30 protein-coding genes are annotated in these 25,847 nt (G+C 44.1%); 14 read left to right on the top strand and 16 right to left on the bottom strand.

Going from position 1 to position 25,847, the window contains the following annotated elements:
• The first annotated feature begins 72 nt into the window (after positions 1–72).
• The 3 genes from R7E51_RS05755 (at position 73) to R7E51_RS05745 (ending at position 1,618) form a co-directional block, all read left to right on the top strand.
• Positions 73–618 carry a YaeQ family protein gene (locus tag R7E51_RS05755; RefSeq protein WP_005375627.1) on the top strand — a complete coding sequence of 182 codons (546 nt, stop codon included), beginning with the start codon at positions 73–75 and terminating at the stop codon, positions 616–618.
• The gene (locus R7E51_RS05750; protein WP_017821595.1) at positions 605–1,147 is read left to right on the top strand and encodes a hypothetical protein; all 543 of its coding nucleotides are present in this window, start codon (positions 605–607) and stop codon (positions 1,145–1,147) included. The genes R7E51_RS05755 and R7E51_RS05750 overlap by 14 nt, the downstream gene beginning before the upstream one ends.
• Positions 1,148–1,258: 111 nt before the next feature.
• The gene (locus R7E51_RS05745) at positions 1,259–1,618 is read left to right on the top strand and encodes a glutaredoxin family protein (RefSeq protein ID WP_017821596.1); all 360 of its coding nucleotides are present in this window, start codon (positions 1,259–1,261) and stop codon (positions 1,616–1,618) included.
• Positions 1,619–1,809: 191 nt separating this feature from the next.
• On the opposite strand, the gene R7E51_RS05740 is transcribed toward R7E51_RS05745, so the two are convergent.
• Positions 1,810–2,436 (bottom strand): OmpA family protein, encoded by a 627-nt coding sequence (locus R7E51_RS05740; protein ID WP_031777209.1) that lies wholly within the window; start codon positions 2,434–2,436, stop codon positions 1,810–1,812.
• Positions 2,437–2,718: 282 nt separating this feature from the next.
• Between R7E51_RS05740 and R7E51_RS05735 the strand changes: the two genes are divergently transcribed.
• Entirely contained in the window at positions 2,719–3,351 is a 633-nt protein-coding gene (locus R7E51_RS05735; protein ID WP_206957795.1) for a thiol:disulfide interchange protein DsbA/DsbL, read from the top strand.
• A 13-nt stretch (positions 3,352–3,364) separates the two neighbouring features.
• Positions 3,365–3,838 carry an FKBP-type peptidyl-prolyl cis-trans isomerase gene (locus R7E51_RS05730; protein WP_005375638.1) on the top strand — a complete coding sequence of 158 codons (474 nt, stop codon included), beginning with the start codon at positions 3,365–3,367 and terminating at the stop codon, positions 3,836–3,838.
• An 82-nt stretch (positions 3,839–3,920) separates the two neighbouring features.
• Here the strand turns inward: R7E51_RS05730 and cyoE are convergent, their stop codons facing one another.
• The 4 genes from cyoE to R7E51_RS05710 are packed head-to-tail and all read right to left on the bottom strand — an operon-like array spanning position 3,921 to position 7,161.
• Positions 3,921–4,820 (bottom strand): heme o synthase, encoded by a 900-nt coding sequence (gene cyoE, locus R7E51_RS05725; RefSeq protein WP_033906822.1) that lies wholly within the window; start codon positions 4,818–4,820, stop codon positions 3,921–3,923.
• Entirely contained in the window at positions 4,813–5,832 is a 1,020-nt protein-coding gene (locus tag R7E51_RS05720; RefSeq protein ID WP_033906821.1) for a COX15/CtaA family protein, read from the bottom strand. Before R7E51_RS05720 ends, cyoE begins: the two co-directional genes overlap by 8 nt.
• An 11-nt stretch (positions 5,833–5,843) precedes the next feature.
• Positions 5,844–6,380: a hypothetical protein gene (locus tag R7E51_RS05715; protein WP_033906820.1), complete on the bottom strand. Its 537-nt coding sequence runs from the start codon at positions 6,378–6,380 to the stop codon at positions 5,844–5,846.
• Positions 6,370–7,161, bottom strand: coding sequence for an SURF1 family protein (locus R7E51_RS05710; RefSeq protein WP_195723057.1), 792 nt, complete (start codon positions 7,159–7,161; stop codon positions 6,370–6,372). Before R7E51_RS05710 ends, R7E51_RS05715 begins: the two co-directional genes overlap by 11 nt.
• On the opposite strand from R7E51_RS05710, the gene R7E51_RS05705 reads away from it, so the two are divergent.
• Positions 7,160–7,396 carry a DUF2909 family protein gene (locus R7E51_RS05705; protein WP_206957796.1) on the top strand — a complete coding sequence of 79 codons (237 nt, stop codon included), beginning with the start codon at positions 7,160–7,162 and terminating at the stop codon, positions 7,394–7,396. The genes R7E51_RS05710 and R7E51_RS05705 overlap by 2 nt on opposite strands.
• A 24-nt stretch (positions 7,397–7,420) precedes the next feature.
• Here R7E51_RS05705 and R7E51_RS05700 read toward each other — a convergent pair whose 3' ends face one another.
• From R7E51_RS05700 to coxB, 4 genes are read right to left on the bottom strand one after another with little or no spacing between them, the layout of a single operon-like run.
• Positions 7,421–8,305 (bottom strand): cytochrome c oxidase subunit 3, encoded by an 885-nt coding sequence (locus R7E51_RS05700; RefSeq protein WP_005385214.1) that lies wholly within the window; start codon positions 8,303–8,305, stop codon positions 7,421–7,423.
• A gap of 51 nt (positions 8,306–8,356) precedes the next feature.
• Entirely contained in the window at positions 8,357–8,896 is a 540-nt protein-coding gene (locus tag R7E51_RS05695; protein WP_005385211.1) for a cytochrome c oxidase assembly protein, read from the bottom strand.
• A 20-nt stretch (positions 8,897–8,916) separates the two neighbouring features.
• Positions 8,917–10,548, bottom strand: coding sequence for a cytochrome c oxidase subunit I (gene ctaD, locus R7E51_RS05690; protein ID WP_005375510.1), 1,632 nt, complete (start codon positions 10,546–10,548; stop codon positions 8,917–8,919).
• Complete coding sequence (gene coxB, locus R7E51_RS05685; protein ID WP_017821602.1) at positions 10,545–11,708, bottom strand: cytochrome c oxidase subunit II; 1,164 nt, start codon at positions 11,706–11,708, stop codon at positions 10,545–10,547. The genes ctaD and coxB overlap by 4 nt, the downstream gene beginning before the upstream one ends.
• A 330-nt stretch (positions 11,709–12,038) precedes the next feature.
• Here coxB and R7E51_RS05680 point away from each other — a divergent pair, with 330 nt between their 5' ends.
• On the top strand, positions 12,039–13,733 hold the full coding sequence (locus R7E51_RS05680; protein ID WP_206957797.1) for a phospho-sugar mutase: 1,695 nt from the start codon (positions 12,039–12,041) through the stop codon (positions 13,731–13,733).
• 98 nt (positions 13,734–13,831) lie between these two features.
• On the opposite strand, the gene R7E51_RS05675 is transcribed toward R7E51_RS05680, so the two are convergent.
• Both R7E51_RS05675 and R7E51_RS05670 read right to left on the bottom strand, forming a co-directional pair.
• The gene (locus tag R7E51_RS05675; protein WP_005375519.1) at positions 13,832–14,254 is read right to left on the bottom strand and encodes a GNAT family N-acetyltransferase; all 423 of its coding nucleotides are present in this window, start codon (positions 14,252–14,254) and stop codon (positions 13,832–13,834) included.
• A 79-nt stretch (positions 14,255–14,333) separates the two neighbouring features.
• Positions 14,334–14,966: a LysE family translocator gene (locus R7E51_RS05670; RefSeq protein WP_005375522.1), complete on the bottom strand. Its 633-nt coding sequence runs from the start codon at positions 14,964–14,966 to the stop codon at positions 14,334–14,336.
• Positions 14,967–15,195: 229 nt separating this feature from the next.
• Here R7E51_RS05670 and R7E51_RS05665 point away from each other — a divergent pair, with 229 nt between their 5' ends.
• The 3 genes from R7E51_RS05665 to R7E51_RS05655 all read left to right on the top strand — a co-directional run bounded on the left by R7E51_RS05665 (position 15,196) and on the right by R7E51_RS05655 (position 17,124).
• The gene (locus R7E51_RS05665; protein ID WP_005385198.1) at positions 15,196–16,023 is read left to right on the top strand and encodes an AraC family transcriptional regulator; all 828 of its coding nucleotides are present in this window, start codon (positions 15,196–15,198) and stop codon (positions 16,021–16,023) included.
• A gap of 79 nt (positions 16,024–16,102) precedes the next feature.
• Positions 16,103–16,813: an AzlC family ABC transporter permease gene (locus R7E51_RS05660; protein ID WP_025768466.1), complete on the top strand. Its 711-nt coding sequence runs from the start codon at positions 16,103–16,105 to the stop codon at positions 16,811–16,813.
• Entirely contained in the window at positions 16,813–17,124 is a 312-nt protein-coding gene (locus R7E51_RS05655; RefSeq protein WP_005385193.1) for an AzlD domain-containing protein, read from the top strand. The genes R7E51_RS05660 and R7E51_RS05655 overlap by 1 nt, the downstream gene beginning before the upstream one ends.
• Here the strand turns inward: R7E51_RS05655 and R7E51_RS05650 are convergent.
• Both R7E51_RS05650 and R7E51_RS05645 read right to left on the bottom strand, forming a co-directional pair.
• Positions 17,121–17,735, bottom strand: coding sequence for a fumarylacetoacetate hydrolase family protein (locus R7E51_RS05650; protein ID WP_017635857.1), 615 nt, complete (start codon positions 17,733–17,735; stop codon positions 17,121–17,123). The two genes, R7E51_RS05655 and R7E51_RS05650, sit on opposite strands and share 4 nt — an antisense overlap.
• Positions 17,736–17,956: 221 nt before the next feature.
• Positions 17,957–19,015 (bottom strand): porin, encoded by a 1,059-nt coding sequence (locus R7E51_RS05645; protein ID WP_042521502.1) that lies wholly within the window; start codon positions 19,013–19,015, stop codon positions 17,957–17,959.
• A gap of 609 nt (positions 19,016–19,624) precedes the next feature.
• On the opposite strand from R7E51_RS05645, the gene R7E51_RS05640 reads away from it, so the two are divergent.
• The 3 genes from R7E51_RS05640 to R7E51_RS05630 all read left to right on the top strand — a co-directional run bounded on the left by R7E51_RS05640 (position 19,625) and on the right by R7E51_RS05630 (position 22,576).
• Positions 19,625–20,596 carry a porin gene (locus R7E51_RS05640; RefSeq protein ID WP_206957798.1) on the top strand — a complete coding sequence of 324 codons (972 nt, stop codon included), beginning with the start codon at positions 19,625–19,627 and terminating at the stop codon, positions 20,594–20,596.
• A gap of 464 nt (positions 20,597–21,060) precedes the next feature.
• Positions 21,061–21,918, top strand: a complete 858-nt coding sequence (locus R7E51_RS05635) for a DMT family transporter (protein ID WP_005375542.1) — start codon at positions 21,061–21,063, stop codon at positions 21,916–21,918.
• Positions 21,919–21,961: 43 nt separating this feature from the next.
• A complete protein-coding gene (locus tag R7E51_RS05630; RefSeq protein WP_053307846.1) occupies positions 21,962–22,576 on the top strand; it encodes a glutaredoxin domain-containing protein in 615 nt (204 codons plus the stop codon).
• A gap of 126 nt (positions 22,577–22,702) precedes the next feature.
• On the opposite strand, the gene R7E51_RS05625 is transcribed toward R7E51_RS05630, so the two are convergent.
• From R7E51_RS05625 to R7E51_RS05615, 3 genes are all read right to left on the bottom strand, one after another.
• A complete protein-coding gene (locus R7E51_RS05625; RefSeq protein WP_017635854.1) occupies positions 22,703–22,837 on the bottom strand; it encodes a hypothetical protein in 135 nt (44 codons plus the stop codon).
• A 133-nt stretch (positions 22,838–22,970) separates the two neighbouring features.
• Positions 22,971–23,318: a hypothetical protein gene (locus tag R7E51_RS05620; RefSeq protein ID WP_005375501.1), complete on the bottom strand. Its 348-nt coding sequence runs from the start codon at positions 23,316–23,318 to the stop codon at positions 22,971–22,973.
• A 176-nt stretch (positions 23,319–23,494) separates the two neighbouring features.
• A complete protein-coding gene (locus R7E51_RS05615; RefSeq protein ID WP_053303775.1) occupies positions 23,495–24,688 on the bottom strand; it encodes a multidrug effflux MFS transporter in 1,194 nt (397 codons plus the stop codon).
• 105 nt (positions 24,689–24,793) lie between these two features.
• Between R7E51_RS05615 and R7E51_RS05610 the strand changes: the two genes are divergently transcribed.
• Positions 24,794–25,681 carry a LysR family transcriptional regulator gene (locus R7E51_RS05610; protein WP_017635852.1) on the top strand — a complete coding sequence of 296 codons (888 nt, stop codon included), beginning with the start codon at positions 24,794–24,796 and terminating at the stop codon, positions 25,679–25,681.
• Positions 25,682–25,847 lie beyond the last annotated feature (166 nt).

The following is a 25,847-nucleotide window of genomic DNA, read 5'->3' as shown; positions in this document are numbered from 1 at the left end:
ACGATAGCCAGCTTTTAAAGCTGGCTATTTTTTTGCCTAAAACTTATTTTGCCAACAAAACGATATAAATCTATGGCTCTTAAACCAACCATTTACAAATTTCGTATCGCCATTTCCGATATGAATAATGACTATTACGATTCTAAAAATCTAACTATCGCCCTTCACCCTTCTGAAAAGCCGCAACGAATGTTGGCTCGCATTCTAGCTTACTGTTTAAATGCTCAAAGCAATCTGGAGTTTACAAAAGGACTCTCTACGATTGAAGAGCCTGATTTATGGCATGTTGGCGATGATCAAAGCATTACTCACTGGATTGAAATTGGCGAACCAGAACCAGACAGAATTAAGAAAGCTTCTCGCCTAGCAAAGCATGTAAAAGTTTACACTTATAACACCAAAGCGGCTGTCTGGTGGGACAAAATGTCAGGAAAGTTCTCAATGCTTCCCGTCAACGTAGAGAGCTTTGACTATGACGCTATCGACTTGATTTGTCAGCACCTTGACCGAGGTACTAGCCTTTCTGTTATGATTACTGGCAGCTCAATTTTTGTTGATATCAATGATCAACATATCGAAGTAACGGTGAAGGAACTAAAAAACCATGACGTCTCTTAGTGAACTGAGTCAAGAGATGGGATTTGAAGAAATCCCCTTTGTTAAAGAACATAAAGCAGCAAAGCGACGTTGGTTAAAAGAACAGTCACAACTATTTACAAAAGTTTGTGAGAACAAACCCACAACAGCACCTACTCTTCACCTGCTTGGCCTTTTGACCAAATCACATATTGAAGCAAGTGCTAACTACGAGCAACATGCTCACTCTACCCAGCGTATGCAGCAAGTTCTGACTGACTCCTTGGGTAATGAGCACGCGGATAAGTTTACTAACCAATCTGCTGAAGACCTAATCTTAGTCACCCACCTTTGGTTATACACGCAAGGCTATTTAAATATGGATTTCAGCTTGGCGCACGATCATGCCGAGCAGACTCAAAATACATTGCAGCATGAGCTTGTCATGAAACGCATGGACGTTGATGGATTCAGAACCGAACTCATGCAAAGTTTTTATCAAGGTAAAGAAGCCCGTCCGGCTTCAGCAAGTGGCTTTTGGGGTTGGTTTAAACGTCTATTTTCCTCATAAAATACATGGTTTTATCCATTTCAAACAACTGATAGACTTCACGCTCAGTGCAACAAGCATCATGATTGCATTCTTAAAGGACAATTACCCAATGAACATCAAGGGATCATTATGAAGTTTATCCGTTGGATTTTAGGCAAGTTTATCTTATTGCTGAACGCGGTGTTCTCACCTCGTGGTATTAAGCGCACCGCAGAAGAACAGCAACGTATTGATGAAAAAGCGAAACAATACGCACTTTACCAATTTGAAGCCTGCCCTTTTTGCGTAAAGGTCCGCCGTGCAATGAAGCGTCAATCGGTGAACATTGAGCTACGTGATGCAAAAAATAACCCGACTCATCGAGCTGAACTAGAGCAAGGTGGTGGGCGAGTTAAAGTCCCTTGTCTTCGTATCGAAAAAGATGGCGAAACACAGTGGTTATACGAGTCATCTGACATCGTCGCTTACGTTGAAAAAGAATTTGCCTAAGTTCCCCCTATGAACATTGGCGGATGTAAAAGAGGCACCTAACGGTGCCTCTTTTCTATTTTTTCTAGCTAAATGTTGCCGTGCGAGCTTTCCTTATTCAGTCTTCTTGCTCAACTCCGAACTTAAACTCCATTAAGCAAATAACGAGTATGCGAGAACAACACAACGAAGATTACCGCCCAACGTCTGCGTTATTCATCCACGATCAATGTTAGCTCTACGCGCCGATTGCAAGCTTTACCACTTGCTGTCGCATTGCTGCACTTCGGTACATACTCTCCGAAGCCTCTAGAAAACACTCGTTGACGTGGAATACTCGTCGCCAATAGTTGTTTTTCTACTTCACGAGCTCGCTTTTCAGATAGCGTGTCGTTGAAGCTTTCAGCTCCCGTGCTATCCGCATGACCATCAATCACGACATCAACATCAGTTCTTCCCGCCAGATAGTGACCAATGTTTCGAATCCAGTCTTGAGATTGAGCCGATAACCGTGCAGAACCCGTTTGAAAATGCACTTGCTCTTTCAAACGTATCATCAGGTGACCACCACTGAGCGTCTCGTGAGGAATGTTATGCCTGCTCAGGAACATTTCCAGAGAGGTCACGTTTTGCGACTTTTTTACTGACGCCCTCGCCGTTTGATATGAACGAGGGGAAGAAGCCACATTGGATGCGCTCGGGTATCCCCATTCTGGGTGTCTCAGCTCTGTGTTTGATTTAGGAGCTGTATCTAAAATGTCCCCACCTGGGACCATATCTTGATCGAGGCTACTGCACCCGGCCAGAATGCCACAAACAATTAAAAACCAATGCTTCATACCATTACCAACGTAGAAAAACTCTTGTTCATTGTGTCGACAAAACACGCCGAATCTTTAGCGCTTTTGTCCACCGATTGGTTTGTCTATGCAGCGTTCATGCCACTGGAGTCAATGCAAAATCATCTCTCAAATAAAACGCAACACTAAAATACCCTACCCTTGCAGCCCATACGTCAGGCTAAGTCTGTTACCAATGGTCTCACTTTATTGTTATTTAATGGTTTTAGTCACTATCGTTAACCGATAAACTAACGCAAATTTCTCATTTAGAGCACTACTATGTTAAAAACCATATCGAAAGGCTTTGCTGTTGTTGTTGCCGTAATGGCTTTGTCGGCATGCGATAGCGGCAAGAGTCAGCCTCAGCAAGGCAAACAATACGAAGTTTTGCCAGTATCCCTTGAAGAATATGATTTAGCTCCCCTGACTGAAGCATTCTCTTTAACTTGTGGCCACTGCCGCTCAATGGAAGAGTTTGTCCCTCAAATTGAATCATTGACCGATCAAAGCGTTGAAAAAGTGCATGTAACGTTCAATGAAAGTGCACAAGTGAGCGCCATCATCTTCTATACTGCCGTAATGCAGCTTGAATCAACACCAGATAAAGCGTTTATGGCGGATCTTTTTACTGCTGTGCAAATGGGTGCCGATGCAACGGCTGAGGAACGCCAAATCGCTGTTGAGAAAGCCTTTGAGTCTCGCAACCTTATCAGCCCTTACCATTTAGATGAAGCTCAGCAAAAAACGCTGTTTGAGTACATCACTAAGGCAGAAGCGATCACGACTCGCGGCCAAATTAACTCCGTTCCAGCCTTTATCGTAAACGGAAAATATCAAGTGATTACTGGTGGTCATGACAGCGTTGAAGCCATGGCAGAAACCATCAACTTTTTGCTAAAACAACCTAAATAGACAAGGAGATTACGTGTCTAAATTTTTGTTTCCTCTTATTATTTTTATTTTGGCGGGCTTTTTCATTTACCGTACTTGGACAAACCATAAAGTAGCAGATGAAAACTTTGCCAAAGGCCAAGCATTCTTACTAGAGAATGCGAAAAAAGAAGGCGTCATCACAACAGAAAGTGGCCTTCAATACATGGTTCTTGAAAAAGGCGAAGGTGAGGTTCACCCAACTGCAACAAGTAAAGTAAAAGTACACTACCACGGCACCCTGATTGATGGCACGGTATTCGATAGCTCTGTTAATCGTGGTGAGCCGATTTCATTTGGTCTTAACCAAGTCATTAAAGGCTGGCAAGAAGGTCTACAATACATGGTAGAAGGTGAGAAAATCCGCCTTTTCGTACCAAGCACGCTTGGCTATGGTAAGAGTGGCTCTGGCCCAATTCCACCAGCAAGTGTTTTGATCTTTGATGTTGAACTGCTAGAAATTCAATAAATCTAGAAAGCTTTGTCTTAAAGCCAAAGTATCAAAACCAAAAACGCCGCGAACCACGCGGCGTTTTCTGTTTTAAGAAAGGTTAAAAACCAATATAGTGATCCGAAAGCAATGCAATGAACAACGCCAAAAGATGATAGATAGAGAATTTAAACGTCTCCATCGCGGTATTTGGCTCTGGTGCATATTTTAGCTTCCATGCATGGTACATAAAGCCAACATTGAGTAGTAGCGAGGCAAAAAGATACACCACGCCGACCATGCCAACCAAAACCGGTAGAACACAAACCAAAGTCAATAGCACCGTATACAACAGAATAGAAGTTTTGGTGTACTCAATGCCGTGTGTCACTGGCAGCATGGGAATATCTACCTTGCGGTAATCCTCGACACGATGAATAGCGAGAGCCCAAAAATGTGGTGGCGTCCAGATAAAAATGATCATCACGAGCAGCCAAGCATTCGCATGTAATTGCCCTGTTACAGCAGTCCAACCGAGAAGAGGCGGCATCGCACCGGCAATCCCTGCAATGACGATATTTTGGGGCGTAGCACGTTTGAGGTACATTGTGTATACCATCGCATAGCCGAGCAAACTCATCAAAGTCAACCATGCCGTCAGCGGGTTGACCATCGCATAGAGAAGTACAAACCCTAAGACACCTAAAACTGTAGCGAAGGCTATCACCGATGATGGCTTTGTCTCACCCGATGGCAATGGTCGTTTGTGTGTGCGTGCCATTCTCGCATCAATTCGGCGGTCAATTAGATGATTAAACGCTGCCGCAGACCCTGCCATCAGACCAATCCCCGTTAGGCCAACTACCGCATGAAACCAGGGGAAATCATCAACTGGGGCTAAGCTCATCCCTACTACTGCCGTCACCAACATTAACGCCACCACTTTAGGTTTCGTTAACTTCAAATAAACGGAACTTAGTCGCTTTCGCCCATTTAACGACAGCGCGATTTCTTTACTCATAGCGAACTCCTTTCGCGGTGTAATTCCAAGCCGTTTTACCCTGCCACAAGTAAAACTGGCTAACACAAACGAGACTCAACATAACAGCGGCACCAAGGTTGTGTGCCACCGCGACATAGATAGGAAGTTGAAATACTACGTTGCTTACACCCAGCATAATTTGGCACACCAGAGTGAATAACAACCACCCTCCGATTCTCTGTGAATGATGAGAATCTTGCCTCATAAGCCCAATACTATAAGCCAATACCACGGTGGCGGTAACAATAGCGCCTATACGATGAGTGACGTGTATAGTCATTCTTGCCGGATACTCCAAAACACCAAATTCATAATTCTCGAATCCAGTTTGCCAGAAAGAAAACGCTTCTTTCCATGAGAGATGGCTCATCCAGTCTCCCTCACAAATCGGCAGTGTGGTACACATCAGCGCAGCATAATTTGACGAAGTCCATCCTCCAAGGAGCACTTGCACCAAAACAACCAGGAAAACCAACAATGAAAAGCCTCTCAGAGAGCTAGAAGATGGAGAGAAATAGAGATTGTTTTGCGCTTTTAATTGGCAGTAAAAAATCGCCTGTAACGCCAATAAAACAAAACCACCGAGCAAGTGAAGCATCACGATGACGGGCATTAATTTAAGAGTAACTGTCCACATTCCCAAAAGTGCCTGCCCAATCACCAATACGCTTAGCAACATTGGAATGGTTGAATTTACACGCTCAGACCTTATTGATATCGCTGCCATCGCAAAAATGACTAAACCTAACGTTCCTGCAAAATAGCGATGAATCATCTCAAGCCATGCTTTCTCATGCTCTACTGCCCGCTCGGGGAAGTTCAGGTTAGCACGTATGACGTCTTCTTCTTGATGCGGCACAGAAAAGTGCCCATAACAACCAGGCCAGTCCGGGCAACCTAACCCTGCATCTGAAAGGCGAGTATATGCCCCTAGCATGATCACCACGAGAGTTAGGAGCAAACTGAATCTAACCAACTGAATTAATTTCATATGCACTTCCTCTAACCGACTCGTGACAGTTTTAAGAGCTTGCGTAAGTCCGCCAACATACCTTTATTCATTAGGACTAAGTCCTCATTTGGTTTCGGCGAGTAAGACATCACCAGTTGCCCAAGAGGATCAACGATCAACATTTGCCCAGGTTTCACTTTAGCGGTAACCAATTCATTCATTTGCATCGCTAACATCGATACTTCCATGGGATCTGAATGCTCAGTCTGCCAAACGACTGGCACTACTCGCTCTTGATACTTACCTAAAGCAACATGGCTTTGCTGAAGCAGGTAAAGCTGCTGTTTACACTGTTCAGTGCATTCGTTAGGCAATACATAAGCGAGTTGCCAACCATGGTCTTTGAGAGGTGACTCTTGACCAAGCTGCTCTAACGTCGTGTATGGTTCGACTAACTCGCCTCTATTGGTCACTCCGCTTTGATACCACCCTTGTGTGAGAATGACTTTTGCAATGACAGCGGGAAGCGCGAACGTACAAACCAGCGCAATCAACATTAGTCGTCCTTTGGTTACTTTAGATGTCATGCTTCACCTCCATGTGACGCAACTTTTTTTGCCAACGAACAAAAACAATTAAAGTCAGTAATAAGAAAACACCTGCCATCGAAAACCATTGAATCGAATAGCCAAAATGTTTGGCACTATTGAGTGGCAATGGATTCCAAGGAAAGTCATAGGGCCAACGAGTTAAATTGTCTGGCTGCAAGACTGCGGGCATAAGTTCAATATTCAGTAGCTGATTCAATTGCGCGATGTTTAGGTTTTGCACGCGAATAACATCGCCAACTTCCGGCATTAACTCTGAACTCAGTGGATTAGTAGATTTTCGGTACAGGCGTCCTGTGATGAAAGTCGAGTTATCGAGTTTGGTGACCGTTGGTAACACTGAGCGTTCTGCTCTTCCCTCGACAAAACCAAGCTCCAATAACGCATAGGCACTAGGCTCATCGATCGTCAATACAATCTGAAATGCTAAATATCCCACACTGCCTTGATGCGTTTGGTTGTCTAACAAAATTACGGGAAACGCCTGAGGAACAACATTAACTTCCACTTTTTTCCCGAGGATACTTTCCTCTCGCCAGTCGTTGTCTTCAAGAACGACGCTTAGTGCTTGGTACGCACTATCCGCACGCGCGAGAATGGCTTGTTCCAATGCTTGTTTTTCTTGCCCTCTCTCAAACTGCCAAAAACCCAGTTTGACCAAAAGAGAAAACACAACCACAGTTAAACCAACTGCAACCCAAAACCGTTTCGATAGCCATAATTGTCTTGATAACAACAATGATGAAACCGGAGGTGCCATGTCCACCGTATTTCTATTCAAACTGACGCTTGTCCTTTTGCTGCTTTTCATTATCTTCAACCTCGCAAAAGCGCTTATCGAAATGGTTCGTGAAGACCCAAATAATCCTGAAAAAAGAGACAAACCCATGAGTCATTACTTAGGCCGTCGAGTCATGTTCTCCGCTTTGGTGGTCATCCTTCTGCTTATTGCGCTCAGCTCGGGTTGGCTAGCGCCAAACCCTCGCCCTTATTAGTCGGACCAAGAGTTCACACTGAGCCTAAAGTACGTAAACAAACACAAACAGACATAACCAAACCACATCCACGAAATGCCAATACCAGCTGCCCGCTTGAAAGGCAAAATGGTTCTTTGGCGAAAAGTGATCTTTAGCGATTCTGAACAGCAGCACGATCAAGAAGATAGTCCCAAGACAAACGTGTAAACCGTGGAACCCCGTCAACATGAAGAACGTGTTACCGTAAATACCGGACTGCAACGTGAGCCCTATGTCTTGATAAGCATGAACATACTCAACCGCTTGGTAATATAGGAAAAAGCCAGCAAGTACGATGGTTATCTCTAACCAAACAATCAGTGCCGTTCTTTTGTCTTGTTCAAGGCTTATATGCGCCATATGTAGCGTAATAGACGACAATAGCAGCAAGATAGTATTGGTAAGGGGTATGCCCTGCCACGGCATAGCTTGTGTTGTTTCTCCTCCCGGCGTCAGTGTGAGTGGCCACATCGCTTCGAAGGTTGGCCACAGGACTTCGTTAGTCATGAAGTTATTATCTGCCCCACCTAACCAAGGCACAGAAATCATTCTGGCGTAGAACAAGGCACCAAAAAAGGCACCAAAAAACATCACTTCAGAAAAGATAAACCAGCTCATTCCTTGGCGAAAAGAACGAGTAATTTGCGAGCTGTATTTTCCACTCAGTGATTCAGTAATCACATTACTAAACCAACCAGCCAACATGTAAAGCAAGAACAAGAAGCCCACCGCTAGCACAATGCCACCAATGGTTCCCACTGCACCGTCACTTTGTGTCCCCTGGACGGTCATGCCTGCGCCAACAGCAACCAAAAACAGAGCAAATGCACCGATGATCGGCCAGCTACTTTGAGCGGGAACATAATATGTTCCTGGCTTGTTACTCATAATTTCTCTCCTTACTGACCAACCTTGGTCTGTATCTCTCTCCCTGAGTGGCTAAGAGCCTGTAGGAGGGGGAAGTTTATAGAGTGTGTAAGACAGCGTTAACGTGTGTATAGACTCCGGCAAGTCCGGTTCGATATAAAAAATCAACGGCATTTGAGCTTGCTGTTTACCATCCAGAGGCTGCTGGTTAAAACAAAAACACTCAATCTTATTGAAGTAAGCAGCTCCAGTCCCGGGAGAAACAGAAGGAACGGCTTGCCCCACCAACTTCTGCCCGCTTTCATTAAATGCAAGGTATTCGGTTTGCACGACTTCACCTGGGTGAACATCCATCGAAATCACTTTGGGTCTAAACTCCCAAGGCATATCTGGGCTGACATGCGCCATAAACTCCACGCGAACAGTTCGGCTCATGTCCGGTTGCATACCTGTCGGTTGAATGGCGGCTACTTCACTTGTCTTTCCATTGATTCCCAGTGCGTCGCACATCACGTCATAAAGTGGGACCAGTGCATAGCCGAAGCCAAACATTAACAGGGTCGCCAAAAGCAACTTCACTGTGAGCTTCTTGTTTGATGGATTCGGTTTCATGTCACTCACCCCACTCTTTGCTAGTCAATCTTAGGCGGTGTAGTAAACGTATGATGCGGCGCAGGGCTTGGCACTGTCCACTCTAAGCCCTCCGCACGTTCCCACGGTTTTGCAGAAGCCTTTTCCCCGCCACGAATACACTTGATCACCAACCATAAGAAGATCAGTTGTGACAACCCAAATGCAAACCCACCAATTGATACTATTTGATTAACATCAGCAAACTGAATGGCGTAATCCGGTATGCGTCTTGGCATGCCCGCTAAGCCTAGGAAGTGCATTGGGAAAAACAGGACATTGACGGAAATAATTGAGCACCAGAAATGCCATAAACTCAGCTTGTGGTCGTACATATTACCCGTCCACTTAGGTAGCCAGTAGTATGCCGCTGCCATGATCGAGAATACCGCACCAGATACCAACACATAATGGAAATGGGCAACTACGAAGTAAGTGTCATGATATTGGAAGTCCGCCGGCACAATCGCCAACATCAGTCCCGAGAAGCCACCAATGGTAAACAGCACAATAAAGGCAATGGCAAACAACATTGGCGTTTCAAATGTCAGAGCTCCACGCCACATGGTGGCAACCCAGTTAAAGACTTTAACCCCCGTTGGTACCGCAATCAGCATAGTGCAATACATGAAGAAGAGCTCAGCAAAAACTGGCATCCCCGTGGTAAACATGTGGTGCGCCCACACAAGGAAAGATAACAATGCAATGCTGCACGTCGCGTAAACCATCGAATGATAACCAAACAGCTTCTTACCACTGAAAGCAGGCAGAATGGCGGAGATGATTCCAAACGACGGTAAAATCATGATGTACACTTCTGGGTGACCAAAGAACCAAAAGATGTGTTGGAACATTACCGGGTCACCACCACCAGCTGCGTCAAAGAAGCTAGTCCCGAAATATTTGTCAGTAAGAACCATGGTCACCGCACCCGCTAGTACCGGCATAACCGCGATCAACAAGAAAGCGGTGATTAGCCAAGTCCAAACAAACATTGGTAACTTGAACCAAGTCATTCCCGGAGCTCGCATATTTACGATCGTCACGATAACGTTGATCGCGCCCATAATGGAGCTGATACCCATGATATGAACAGAGAATACAAACAGCGCAGTGCTATCCGGGCCATAAGTCGTGGACAGCGGAGCATAAAACGTCCAACCAAAATCAGGACCGCCGCCAGGTAAAAACAACGAGCTCAACAAGATGAGAAATGCAAAAGGTAAGATCCAAAAGCTCAAGTTGTTCATGCGCGGTAGCGCCATATCTGGAGCGCCGATCATCATCGGGATCATCCAGTTAGCAAGACCCGTAAATGCTGGCATCACCGCACCAAATACCATTACTAAACCGTGTACCGTGGTCATTTGATTAAAAAACTGCGGATCGACTAGCTGTAGCCCTGGCTGGAACAGTTCGGCACGAATGATCATAGCCATCGCACCACCTGTTAGAAACATCGCAAAGCTAAACCAAAGGTAGAGGGTGCCTATGTCTTTATGGCTTGTAGAATACAACCAACGAGTGATGCCCTGGGGTGCATGATGCTCGTGACCATCATCAATCGCAATGGTACTGTTCGCACTGGCTTCTGCTGGCGCAGACTTCACTGCCTTATCTATTGGCTTACTCATATTTCCTCCTTAGCACTGCCTTGTGCCTTAAAGGCATTCACATCGGATGCTTGCACTGTATCGCCAGTATCGTTGCCCCATGCATTTCGTTGATATGTGATAACCGCGCCAATTTCTTTGTCACTTAACTGATTAGAAAAAGCCTGCATTGCGGTACCAGGGCGACCGTTGACAATAATATCTATGTGCTCTGTAACATCTCCGGTTGCAATAGGACTGCCTTTAATCGCGGGAAATGCACCCGGAATCCCCTCACCATTTGCCTGATGACACACAGCGCAACGCGCCGTGTATATCGATTCGCCTTGCGACATCAATTCGTCCATAGATAAGTCTTGAGAGAGCGCTTCTTGTGCCGCCGCTTTTTGAAGTGCGAGTTCTTGCTTCTTACTCGCTAGCCATTCATCGAACTTTTCTTCTTCCATCGCATGCACCACCACTGGCATAAATCCGTGTGCACGACCACATAGCTCCGCACATTGGCCGCGATATACGCCTGGCTCATCAATTCTTGTCCATGCTTCATTAATAAAACCTGGAATGGTGTCTTTCTTGACGGCAAAGTCCGGTACCCACCAAGAGTGAATGACATCATCAGAAGTCATCAAAAAACGCACTTTGCGATTCACAGGCAACACCAAAGGGTTGTCTACTTCCAGTAAGTAATGTGCGCCTTTAGCTTCGATTCCATCAATTTGTTTTTGGCTGGTGGCAAGCAAACTAAAAAACTCAACATCTTCGCCAAAATAGCTGTAATGCCATTTCCATTGCGAACCTGTGATCTTGACCGTGATATCCGATTGGCTTGTATCTTCCATTGCTACTAGAGTTTTTGTTGCGGGAATCGCCATAGCGACAAGAATGATGATGGGTATGACCGTCCAAATAATTTCCACTTTTGTACTTTCATGGAAATGTGCGGCAACTGCTCCTTTTGACTTGCGATGGCGGAAGATGGAATAGAACATCACACCAAAAACAATCAAAGCAATTACACAGCAGATATAGAAAATCAGCATATGTAATTCATACACTTGCCCACTTATCTCTGTGACCCCTTTTGTCATGTTGTAGTCATTTTCCTTTGACCAACCAAAAGAGGAAAATGTGATTAAAATCACATTCAGTGATAAGGCTAGAGTAGTCGTTAATCTTTTCAAAAGATCTCTCCTCTGCTCAGCCGCTACGCCTACGCGAGCTTCCTTGCGTCCCGATGCAAATATCGAACAACTTTACGAAAAATCACAAAAACTACGATTTCGACACGGTTTGTTATATTTATGTTAAAAGGCTAGTTATAGTTCCAAGGTTCTTCAAGAAATTAAATATGATTAAATTTTGTTCGGATAAGAAAAATTAATTCGGTTTATCGATTGCCCTCTTTGAAATGTAATTGAGAACCATTTACATTGATTTAAAAGAAAACATTGAGATACTTACCAAACGAAGTGTCCAAGAAAGTAGGCTCCCCCTACTAAGGAATGACTGATATGACAGCACTAATTACGCAATGGCTAGAACGAGACCCTGACCCTAAGACTCGTGAAGAGCTACAACACCTCGTCGATACGAACAATGAACAAGAACTTACTGATCGCTTTGGCTCACGCCTTGTCTTTGGTACTGCAGGCTTACGTGGCAAAGTGGGCGCAGGTCCAAACCGAATGAACCGCTTGGTGATTCAAGAGACCGCCACTGGTTTAGGGAACTATTTGCTTGAGCAAGTCAAAGATGCCGCGAGTCGTGGTGTCGTTATTGGCTACGACGGTCGTCCCGATTCAAAGCAATTCGCGCATGATACCGCATCCGTACTGACGGCCCTTGGTATCAAGGTTTACCTAACGTATGACGTTGCAGCAACCCCAATTGTCGCGTTTGGTGTCCGTACATTGAATGCGGCGGCCGCTGTTGTTGTTACTGCCAGTCACAATCCACCAGAATACAATGGCTTTAAAGTATATTGGGAGAATGGCGCACAGATTATTCCTCCGCACGACTCTGGAATCGCAGCGAAAATTGATGACGCAACAACGAAGCCATTACCTTTAATGTCTCTCGATGATGCAAAACAGCACGGTTTGTTAGTTTGGTTGGAAGACGACTACTACCAAACTTACCGTAAGACAATGAACGAAAACGCGCTGCTTACTCCTGACAACAATACCGATATATCTATTGCTTACACCGCAATGCATGGCGTTGGCGCGAATATGGCGGAAACGCTACTTGCCGACGCAGGCTTCCAAAAAGTGGCAAGTGTTAAGGAACAGCGCGAACCTGATGGAAGCTTCCCAACCGTCAACTTCCCAAACCCTGAAGAAGCCGGTGCAATGGATATGGTGATGGCATTAGGTAAGTCCGTAGATGCCGATATCGCTTGCGCGAACGATCCAGATGCAGACCGTTTTGCCGTGGCAGTTAAACGCCCAGATGGCGAGTATCAAATGCTAACAGGTGATCAGGTGGGCTCACTGTTTGGCGATTACTTGCTGGAACAGCAACCTAACGCTTTGGTTGGCAACACCATCGTATCCTCAAGAATGCTGAGCAGCATCGCTAAGGCGCATGGCACACAATACTATCAAACATTAACTGGCTTTAAATGGCTTACTAACGTTGCCATGGAACAAGAGACTGAAACCAACCCATTCTTGTTTGCTTATGAGGAAGCGCTCGGTTATACCGTGGGTAACAAGGTGTGGGATAAAGATGGTTTATCTGCAATCGTCGCGTTTTCACAGCTAACAGGCAAGCTTAAAGCGCAAGGCAAAACACTGTGGGATAAACTGGAAGAGCTGTACCGCGAGCACGGTTTCTACTTCAACGCACAACGCAGCATCGCTCTCGACCCGAACTCTCCACCAATCGGCGACAAACTCCGAGCAAATCCACCAACAGAGATTGCTGGTAAAAAAGTTGCAGTAACCGAAGATCTTAAAACATCGGTTCGCATGTTTGACGACGGCTCTGAAGAATCCATTGACTTACCAGCAAGTGACGTATTGATTTATCACCTAGAAGATCAATCTCGCGTGATTGTTCGTCCTTCTGGTACTGAGCCAAAACTAAAATGTTACTACGAAGTCATCAACCTCTTCCCTGCGGATATGAGCTATGAACAAGCACAGCAAGCAGCAGAAGCGAAGATGAACGAACTTATCGACGCGCACCAGCAAAGTTTGTAAGTCAAAGAGAAACATAGATATTTGATACAACAAGAGGCGCAAATTCGCGCCTCTTTTTTTATTTTCACTAGAACAAGTCAAGCTAACCCGTGCTTTCCCTAGCCTACAATTTCCTTTTGTAGAAAGTACTTGTGGATGCCCTCTGCAGGATAGCCTGAGTACTGCCCCACTTTCTCAAAACCCAATTTGAGATAGAACTCAAGAGCTTGAAAGCTGTAGGTATCCAAATAAACATGGGTAACCCCATGAGGCTTTACTTTTTGTTCTAGCATCGACATTAATTGGCTACCGAGACCAGAGGTTCGACTTTCAGCGTCTACCCACAAAAACTCAACAAACACCGTATTTTTAAACATTTCGCCAGTCAAGCCACCCATGATCTTGCCATTCTCATCTTTTGCGAAACAGCCTACAGCATGCACTTCCCCTTCAGGTAAATGCAGTCGGTTATAAGATCGAATACCTTCACGAACAAAATCAAGGTCTGTTTGATCTGGATTTAAACAAAATTCAAGCTTCATATATCCTCTCCTTAGGAAACACCAATATCCTAAAACAAAAAGCCAGCAATTGCTGGCTTTCTGATGGAATATGATAACTTTACAAGGCGAAACTACTCAGCATCCACAACGCCAGAATAACAAACACTAACCCCATTAGTTTATGTTGATACGTGCGGAATTTTTCGTTCTCGAGCAGCCCTTTGCCCAATGTGCCTGCTAACCCAACAAGTAATAAATTGAATGACAAGCCAAGAACGTTCAACAATAACCCTAGCGCTAGCATCTGCTCACCAGAAGATGCCGTGATATTGCTTGAGACAAACTGAGGCAAAAACATCACAAAAAAGACCAAGGCTTTAGGGTTGAGCAAATTACTCATCAAAGCACGTTGATAATAAGTTGATGCCATTTTATTTTGACCATCAAGCTCTGGAGCCGAAGATGCCTCAGCTCGTAAGCAGTCCCAACCCATTTTTAACAAGTAAGCGCCACCTAGTAGATGAAGGACTTTAAGGGCTATTGGGCTCATGGCAATCAGGGTAGATACGCCCATTGCAGCAAGCAAAGTAAGAATAACACCAGACGTCGCATTGCCTAAGCTAGCAAAAAGACCGACCTTCTTACCGTAACTCATACTTGAGCTCGCTATCAGCAACATATCGGGCCCTGGTAACAGCAACAAAGCCACTACTGCGGTGAGATAAACAGGAAGTACAGATAAATCAATCATGATGGAACCGCTTTTCTACAACAAGGCGGCGAATGTTATACCAACAAAATGACATCATCCAGCCCAAAATAGCCAAGATAATTCAAAAAATAAAAATCATAGTTTGCCCATATGATAAATAGCAATCAATTCGCCTGTTTATCAAAATCGAATAGCAATTTTGTACAAAAATAAGCACGATGGATCCGTTACACTTCTAAAATGATTTTCTTGAGCAGACCGGATAAAGATGAAAGAAAAGAATAAGGAAATCGCTACCTTCAAGATAGCTCAAGAGCTCGGAGGTTTAGAGCTTCTCGATGCAAAGTATGAGAAGCAGAATTTTTCACGCCATAGCCACGAAGGTTACACTATTGGTGTCATCGAAAAAGGTGCACAACAATTTTTTAGGACGGGCGGGAATCATATCGCGCCACAGGATAGCATCATCCTTGTTAATGCAGATGAAGTACACAACGGGCATTCAGCCTCGGAAGGCGGCTGGGAATACAAAGCAATGTACCCCGTACCTCAGCAGTTTCAAACTTTAGGACAAGAGCTTGGTTCACCAAATGTAGCTCTGCCCTATTTCCCTCAACCTGTGGTTTACGATCCTGAGCTGGCTAGTCAGTTACGATTGGTATTTGAAACACTAGAAAAATCAGACAACCGTTTATTGAGAGAAACTTTGGTTTACGGCACGTTGATCAAGCTAGCCAGTAAACACAGCACTCATCGGGCACCACTGAAAGAATCAACCAGAGCTCAGCGACAAGTGCAGCTCGTCAGAGAATTTTTGGAAGACTTTCCACAAACGGACGTCTCACTAGAAGAACTCGCGAAGCTGTCTGGATTAAGCCCTTTTCATCTGCTGAGAGAATTTCAAAAGCAATTTGGCTTTCCGCCTCATGCCTATCAAATTCAGCAACGTTTACGTATGGCGAAGAAGCTACTAAAAATGGGACAAAAAATTTCAGACGTGGCACAAGAATGCGGCTTCCATGATCAAAGCCATCTGCATCGACACTTTAAAAAAGCCATGGGCGTCACTCCCGGCCAATACGTCCGTCACAGCTAAAGCAGCAATATTGTACAAGGCGTTATGCGACTACCGAGCTATCTTGGTAATCTGATTTAGGAATAAATAAGAAGAAACTATGGACCACACTTTGCCGTTAAAAAAAGAATCAAAAGCCACGCTATTTTGGCAAGGTACACTTGCGATGATGCCTCTGAGTATCGCAGTGCTCCCTTGGGGCTTACTCGCAGGCTCATTCGCAATTGATACTGGGCTTCACCCTTTGGAAGGACAAGCACTATCCGCCATTTTGTTCGCAGGTTCTGCACAGCTCGTCGCGATGGGAATGATTAAAACGGGAGCAGGTCTAGTGACCATGTTACTGACAACGTTTTTTATCACCTCTCGACACTTCCTCTACAGTGTATCGATGCGCAGTAAAATTTCACCGCTCCCTCTAAAATGGCGATTATCACTCGGCTTCTTACTTACTGACGAGCTGTTTGCGATTGTAGGCCACCATTCCGATAAACAATTTAATCGCTGGTATGCACTTGGGGCTGGTCTGAGTTTTTACCTGTTTTGGAATGTCGCGACATTGACGGGCATTATTGCGGGAAGTCTAATCCCTGAACTGAACGAAATGGGTTTGGAATTTGCTGTGGCCGCAACTTTTATCGCAATTGTAGTTCCGACTATTAAAAATGCAGCGGTGCTCGCGAGTGTTCTTGTGGCTTTGGTGAGCTCGGTTGCCCTAACCTATTATCAAATTGAGGGAAGTTTGATGATTTCAAGCATTTTAGCCATGCTTACTGGTTACTTTGTGGAACAAGTAAAGGAGAAACGCTAATGATCATGTTGGCTATTTTACTGATGACGGTACTTGTTTTCACCAGCCGCTACTTGTTTTTAGAACCCAAGCTACCATTGCGATTAGGGACGCGCACTCAAAAAGTACTCAATTACGCTAGCCCAGCAGTACTGACTGCGATCTGGGCACCTATCGTTTTCATTCCCGATGGGGAGCTCAGCGTCAATGTGCAAAACCCATTTTTACTGGCTGCCGTACTGGCTGCTTTAATCGCGTATTTTACTAAAAATGTTCTTTTAACGACGGTTATCAGTATGGTGGTATTTCTCGTTCTACGAATTTGGCTTTAATCCGCCAACCACTCAATCTCCAACAAGGTGACATCGCCACACTTTAATCGACCAAGGAAGATGTCACCTTCATGTACCTCACCAACGCCCTTTGGTGTACCAGTCATCACTACATCGCCATCTTGAAGTGTTGTGTAACTGGTTAATTCATCCAGGATAGTTAGCGGCGGGTAGAGCATTTGGTTAACGTGACCTTTTTGTACACGAACACAGTTAATTAAGAGCTCAAGGTTAAGATCGTTGATATCAATGTTATCCAAAGAGACAAACCGACTAAACACAGCAGAGCCATCAAATGCCTTAGCACGCTCCCACGGCAACCCCTGATTTTTAAGCGAGGATTGCAAACCACGCTTGGTCAGATCCAATCCCAAACCAACCGCTGAATAACGTCCATCCTTGATCAAAAAGCAGATTTCAGCCTCATAATGAAGGGGCTCTTGATGGAATGAACGCAGAGTTGTTGATACGGAAGTTGCGGGTTTATTAAATACCACCATTTGCTCAGGCATTGCATTATTAAGCTCATGAATATGTTCAACGTAATTTCGTCCAACACAAAGCACTTTACCCACTTCTACTTTCTTTTCTTCAACTTGAATAACACTCATCATTCTTCCCTGCAAAACAAAAATCCCATCATAATCTAACCTATTGACTTAACGACACTAAATAGCAACCTCTAGTGTAAAAAATAAGACATTCACCCCGTTTTGAGTTTTGTATCATCTAATTGAAACAGCAAAGTATTTGTAAAACAAATAGACAAAAAAGCCAGCACGAGGCTGGCTTTAGATCAATGAGCTTGAATAATAGTTCTCGCTAAACCCTATTATAGGTAGTAACGAGCACCTAACGCCCATTTGTCATCAGTTTCACGACCATTGTCGTCATTTAGGTCAAACTGGTAACCCGCGTAACCAACAAATTTAGGCGTGAAGTTGTATTCGGCTTGTAGTGCCATTTCTTCACGAGCAGTTTCTGTTTTAGAGCTCTTAAACTCTTTACCTTCCACCATCTCATAGTTAACACTCAAGTTTAGGCTGTTTGCTAGAGCGTATGCGATGATCGCTTCGTACGCATCACTTTCTTCTAAACGGTCGCCTTTTGCACTGAAGTTCATGTTTTCGTTTGAACCATAAACCGCAGCAAGGAATAGGCCTTGGCCGTACGCACCGTAAGATGCTGATACAACGTGTGATTCCGCCGTGTGCTTACCTGCATATGCAGGGTGCTGGAAATCGCCGCCATTGTAAGAGTAACCGATTTTAGCGCCCATGATTGAGTAAGAAAGCGCAGCTTGCACACGGTCATCGTATTTAGCACCGCCAGTTATAACTCCAGCATCGTTGCGCGTGTAATCATCGTTTGCACCCTGCCAACCAAGACCAAAGTTGATCACACCCGCTTCACCCAGCTCGATGGCATTACGGTAAGAAAGCATTTTATCCGCACGGCCAGTGCCAAGGTTTCCATGATCGTCATAGATGAAGTCGTTGGCAAACGCGATTGGCATATCTGCAATACCTGCGACATCGTAGTAAGGTGACCATTGCGTACCACCTACTGCACGACCATAAACCTCATGCGTTATACCTAAGTAACCTAGACGAGTTTTAAACGACTCTTCACCACCGTCTAAGTAGTTTAGCGCCCATTCACCACGTGCGTCTGCGGTGAAGCCATTACCCAAATCCTGTGTCGCAGAGATATTGATACGAGGAGAGTTAGTACCCACATCCGTGTCACCTTGCTCTGATCCATTTAAATTAACAGAAACGTGGCCGCCCATCGAAAATGTTGTGCCATCGTTATTATATAGTTCCACTGCAACTGCTTGAGTACCGAAGGTTGCTGCCGCGATTGCCGCTGCTAATAATTTTTTATTCATTTCTAAATCCATTACTTATTAGTTGGTTAGTCAGTTTTAGACCCGGCTTTGGTTCACTTTCGTAAAAACGAAATGATGAACAAAGAAAGGAATACAAAGGCTATCCGAGGCATCGTTTCCACCAGGTTAGTTTTACCTTTGTGTAACAACTGCCGACACTTTATTTGATTAGTTCCTGACAACCGAGTGAAAAGATCTCAGACAAAACCTAAAAAGCAATCGTTTACTTAGCCTTCAAGAAATCGAGAAATAAAAACCTTACAATAAGAAATGCTTTAGAGAGAGTTAGCTCACAAATAGCTGATGATTCGCTATTTTTAGGCCAACCCCCCCTGCCAAATTGAAATGTTTACTTACATTTAGGGTCAAGAAACAATTCAGGAACTTTTTGAAAAAAACACAGTCTTTAACGGAGAGGAAAAAACCTCAAAAAAGATAAACCTTTCTTTTTATAAGTGGTATGAGAAGGGGCACTTATTCTCGCCAGCAATAAAAGTGCAATCAAATCATAACTTAACAGAAATCTATCTTTCATTTTCAGCCTTTACCTTAGCGTCATCAACACATCGGGCAAGAAAGCCCATCGATTACAACTAGGGTAATAAGAAAATGAAAAAGGCAGCACTAACTACTGCAATTCTTACAGCATTGGTATCAGCACCATCATTCGCAGCAACTGTATACAAAAACGACGGTACTGAATTAAAAGTTGGCGGCCGCGTTGAGTTTCGTGGTGACTTCATCGGTTCAGACGGTGCTGAAGTTGAAGGTTCTATGGAAGATAAAAGCCGTGCTCGTCTTAACCTAAAAGGTAAAACAGACATCGGCAACGGCCTTTCTGCTTTCGGTGTTTACGAAGCCGAACAAAAAACGGGCAAGAGTGAATTCAAAAACCGCTACATGTATGCAGGCGTCGACTCTAATATCGGTGCTTTCTCTGTAGGTCGTCAAGACATGGCTGCAGTCATCATCTCTGACATGACGGATATCACTGAATTCTCTGGTGTTCAGCAAGTTATTGATTCGTCTTCTGATAAGCAAGACAGCGTTTTCGCATACCGTGGTGCGTTTGATGCACTACAACTTCAAGCAACCTACCAAGCAAACTCTAGCGATAACGAAGATAAATACGGCATCTCTGGAATGTACTCACTACCAATGGGCCTCGACTTTGGTCTTGCATACTCTGGTGGCGATGTAGATAAAGATAACTCTGAAGATCAAATTCTAGGTGGTATCGCTTACTCGATGGACAACCTTTACCTAGCAGGTACTTATTCTCAAGGTTCCCTGACTGACTCTGAAGACTTTACGGCTTACGAGCTAGTCGCAAGCTACAAAGTAGCAAGCAAAGTGACACTTGCAGCTCTATACACAGCTCAAGAGAATGATCCAGACAACGGTTCAAAGTACGACACCGTTGAAGGTATCGAGCTTGTTGGTTACTACAAACTAAACAGCAACTTCCGTACTTACCTGTCTTACTACATCAACCAACTTGATGAAGCAAAAGATGCAACAACAGGTCTAGTAACAGAAGGCGAAGATACACTGCGCCTAGGCGTACGTTACGATTTCTAATTCACTCTTGTCCTAAGAGCGAGTCCACTTGGCCAGCACCTTTGCTGGCCATTTTTTATTTAACCCAACACAACTCGATAAGTTTTCACACTATCCAAGCATCGCTCAGCAATGAAAAACGACCGTAACGACGCCTACTTCTGCCCTCTTTTAATGCGATTGATCACTAAGTTAGTGCATTTCATCTAATCGACAACATAGAAAAAACAAAAAACCATTTAAAATCAAACATATAAAAGTTGGCACGTGTTCTGCAATATTATTTATGCAAATGCATGGCAGCGTTTGTGCTTCTCGTTCTTTGTACCTGTTATAACAGGCACGTCCTTTGAATTGGTAATGTCGCCTCCCTCTGGGAGGCATTTTTTTATTGGCGCGAAAAACAATAGGACGTATGATCCCGCCACCTCTATCAAACTGGAATTTTTCAATTGAATCATCATCCTGTTCAAGGTGCGTCCTGGATGCTAACAGCTGGCTTGGCATTCGCCATAGTGAACAGCTTCGCCCAAATTGCTAGCATCAACTTTGGTGTCTCCTCCACCACATTTGCGTTATTCCAATATGCAATCGCCTTATTTGTTATTCTGCCCTACCTACGTACACTTGGGATTAGACGTTCTTTAAGAACCCAACACTTTGGCTGGCATGCATTCCGCATTTTTCTCTCTGTTATCGGGATTCAACTTTGGTTATGGGCTCTCGCTTACCCAGTTCCAATTTGGCAAGGCATTGCACTTCTCATGACCTCTCCGTTATTTGCCACAGTTGGTTCTGGCTTGTTACTCAAAGAGAAAGTAGGTACTGCACGCTGGTTAGCGACATTGACGGGGTTTGTTGGTGCCATGATCATTCTTGAGCCTTGGGCAGACTCATTTACATGGGCGACCCTGCTCCCTGTTGGCGCCGCATTTTTCTGGGCAGCGTATTCATTAATGGTTAAAAAAATGTCGGTAAACGATCCGCCATCAACCATGGTCGTCTATTTATTACTGCTGATAACGCCATTTAATATCTTGTTAGCGATACCGACGTTTACTATGCCAGATACGTGGACGATATGGGGTGTGCTTTTAGCCGCAGGTGCACTTACAGCACTCGCTCAATGGGCTATCGTTAAAGCATATGCAGTAGCAGACGCCTCATTTGTGCAACCATTTGATCACGCCAAACTGCCTTTGAATGTTGTTGCTGGTTGGTTGGTGTTTGGTTGGGTGCCACCTGGTCGTTTATGGTTAGGTGCTGCGATTATTATTGCATCTATTGCGTTTATTACGCATTGGGAAGCGAAAAAGACAAAGTTAGTTGAAAGAAAAATCTAATTTAAAAGTTCTATATTTTCAGGAAAGGAAATGAGGAACCCATATGAGTCAACCAATCAAAATTACACTGTATCGCTGGGCTGGTAGTTGGGGCCCATTCAAAGTCAATATTCCTTGTGGTGAATGTACATTAACCAAAGATATTTTAAAGGATACTTTTGAAAACGAACTAGCCGATGTGCCCGTTGAACTTGAAGTAAAAGATTGGTTATCGCACTGGTGGGAACCATTAAAAGCTGGTGCTTGGCATGCACCCATTCTTCTTGTCGAAGGGAAAGTTATCAGCCAAGGAGAAGCATTGAATCGGGGTGTGCTTGTACAGTCTGTTATTGCTGAGTGGGTAAAACGCGATGAGCTAAAAGGCAACATTGTTTATGGTAAAGCAACTTGCCCTTACTGTGTCAAAGCCAAACAATTACTTGACGAGGCTGGCGTTCAGTATGAGTACCATGATGTAGTTAAAGACAGCGCCGCCTTATACCGTATGATTCCTGAAGTAAAAGCCATCATTGGCGAAAAAACACCGGTAACAGTGCCGCAAATCTGGTTAGATGGAAAATATGTTGGAGGCGCTGACGATTTAGAAAAGTGGTTATCAGCAAAGGGGCTAGATAAAGTGCCTAACAATGTTGTGGAGATACCAAGCCAATCCGCGTAATTCTAGATTTAAATGTCATCAGTCTTTGAGTAGCGTTTGCCAATGTTGTGCAATATGTTGGCTACTTACTAACAACAAAACAGAGAAAAGCAAAAAGCCCTGATTTTTCAATCAGGGCTTTTTAAATTATTTCGCCAGTTTTTTAATAACACGAGCAAAAACAGAAGCTTTTTTCTTCTTCGCTTTACCGTAAAGCGCTTTGTGCATCGCGTCTTTTGCAATCATCTGGCCAATATAAGCACCACCAAGTTCGTTACCCATGACCTTCTCCTGAATGTATTGACTTAACTATGTTGTAATTTTACACCACAACTAGATAAAAACAAGACTCCAGTCACATTTATTTTGTAATTAACTTTCAGCTTGGTTTTCGTGGATTTCTTGAAATGAGCGTCTATCGCTTAGGTTGTTGGTATGTTTTACCCGCTGCGACGTACGTATCTTTCTGTTTGATTTCAAAGAATGTTTCAAAGAACCACGCTGCAAACTTGATCAAGTGATCGCCTTCATTCATGACGTGCTCTACGTATTCTTGCTCTTCTCCGGACTCATCTTCTTGAGTGGTAATATGGTAAATACGTTTCTCACCATCAACTTCTGCAAGGCCAAACTGACCCGTTAGGGATTGCGCCGCTTGTGCAACTTCTTCTTCCTCACACGCCTTCAAGATTTCAAGTGCCTTTGGCATGCTTTCTTGCTGAGTAATTTCTTTTACCAGTGTTTCAAATTCGTTTTGTTGCATTCTTTCACCTAACGATTAGAGATCGGATAGCCATTGGGCAGAAATGTATTCCAAGCTTGAGAGAAGTATCAAGGTTCGCCCTCTTCCTTTCAAACCAAGTCATTCAGTATACACAACAAGCCAGACTTAATTTAGCTGCGCATTTTAGAAAGCCGACCTTCTGGTTGCAAGTATATTCAGATGGAAGTTTCTGCTTGAACCGTCCCTTCTGGCACTTTACGAAATTGGCTTAGTACAAGAACAAAGCAAGAAAGTAACGCAATAAACAAATAAAACACCCCAAGCTGCTGCTGATTCGTAACCCATGAGTCTACTAAGTACCCACCAAACAAACCTGCTAAACACATTTGAATAGAGCCAGATAACGCAGAAACCGCGCCTGCCTGTTGCTTATGTGGCGAGAGTAGCAAACTAATCGATACTGGGAATGACATGCCTTGGGCAAAACTTAAACACGTGAATGCCGTCAGCAATGAAAATACACTGAAGGGGGTAACCAACAACATGAAGCCAGCAACAGCAACAATCGCGAAACTCATCAGCAAGATTTGCTGAGCTTTGTAACGAGCATTGATCAAATTCAGCACTAAGCTACCCGTCAGCAAACCAACTGACGGTATGATCATCAACGAGCCGTAATCTGCCGCCGTTAATCCTAACTCTTGTTGCATTAAAAATGGATACAAGGAGAGCGTAACCAGAGCCGATAAATAACTAAGCCAGTTGTAGCTCGCACTACCAATCACTTGTGTATTCGTTAACAGACGCAAATAGTTCGCGCTTACTTCGCCTACTTTAAATTTTCTCTTCGGATAAGGCAGCGTTTCTGGCAGCACCAATAAACCAAGTGTAAAAATTGCCATTAAGTAAATCAGCACAAACACGAAGACAGCATGCCAACTCAGGTGAAAAGCAATCCAGCCACCAAACAGCGGAGCAATAATTGGCATCGCTGAAGCAGTGACTGAAATATAAGATAGCGCTTTGGTTAATTGCATACCGTCATAACTATCACGCAGTACTGACCGACCAAGTACCGAAGCGCTGCCCGCTCCTAGGCCTTGCAGTAACCGTCCCGCTTCAAGGGCAACAATGTTGTCCGAAAACGCGATGCAAATAACCGTACCAACTAGATATACACTTTGCCCCAGAATAAAGACCGGCCGACGACCAATCGCATCAGACAATGGGCCGTAAAAAAGCTGAGAGATACCGAAGCCAACGAGAAATAGCGTGACGAGATTCTGAATCGAATGTTGCGGCAAATTCAAGTCATGACCAATCAATGGCAAAGAAGGAAGATAAATACTAACGCCAACTTGGCCTGTGGCAATGATCATCATCGCTAATAACAATGGTGTTTTACGCAAACGTTCCTCCTACTTTGCGACAGATTGATGGCAAACAGTGTATATTTGATACTCAAAGATGATAATCAGCTAAGTTGGAAAGGAATTAATTCCCAAGGAGATACAATGGACTGGATTCAAAGCGTGAAGAGTTATATTCGTGTGGTCGAAGAAGGTAGCTTTAATGCAGCAGCGCGGAAACTCAATACCACCAGCTCAGCTATCAGTAAGCGAGTTCAATGGCTAGAAGATAAAATTGGCGTTCAACTACTCAAACGTACGACCCGCTCAATTAGCCAAACTGAAGCTGGTGCGCTGTTTTATCAACGAGCAAAAAGTCAGCTTGATTCATGGCAATCGGTATTAGATGAAACTCGTTCAGTCAACCAATCACCAGCGGGGCTATTAAAGATTGGGGCAACGCTAGCCGTTGGTTCCAAGTTTCTAGTTCATTATCTTGATGATTTTCTTGAGAAATATCCAGACATCACACTTCAATTAACAACAACGCTACCAGGCCAATTGCCAGAGCTAAGCTTAGACCTGTTTATTAGCCGGGAATTAGAGCAACTGAACTCTCTAAGTTTCAAAGCTACTGCACTTTTCGAACATAAAGCCCAGTTTTACGCCGCGCCTAGTTACCTAAAGAAATATGGCACACCACAATGCGTTGAGGATCTGACAGAGCATAATGTCCTGATTTGGGGAGAAAAACCCTCACGAGAAATCAAAACAAATCGAGGCAAACGTATCAGCTTGTCCGGTAACTTTGCCACGACCAACCCAGAAGCGCTGTTTCATGGTGCCAAAAGAGGCATGGGTATTTTGATGACGAACAACGTCATGATCAAAGATGATCTCAAATCCGGCGCGTTAGTCCCTATCCTGCCCGATATCACAGCGGATAAAGCCACTGTATATGCCTACTATCCAAAGCTGGATTATCAGCATACCCGGACTAAGCTGTTCCTCGATTATCTCAAATCACGATTAGAAGAGGAGAAGCGCGCCTAGCTTAGCGTTTTTATCGCTATACCTTTAAAAGGTTCAAGCATAAAAACATGAAAATAATGATTTGTTCGTTCACAAAATTTGAAAAATCTGCCTTAGTAACCGATAGTTTATTTGATGCATATCAAATAATAATTCGTCGTGTCTTACACGATATGTTAATAACAAC

It is taken from the genome of Vibrio sp. Vb1166 (genome assembly GCF_033338695.1).
Lineage (GTDB): Bacteria > Pseudomonadota > Gammaproteobacteria > Enterobacterales > Vibrionaceae > Vibrio > Vibrio alginolyticus.
Note: the sequence above shows the minus strand (reverse complement) of the source record. Positions and strands in the feature narration are given on the sequence as shown.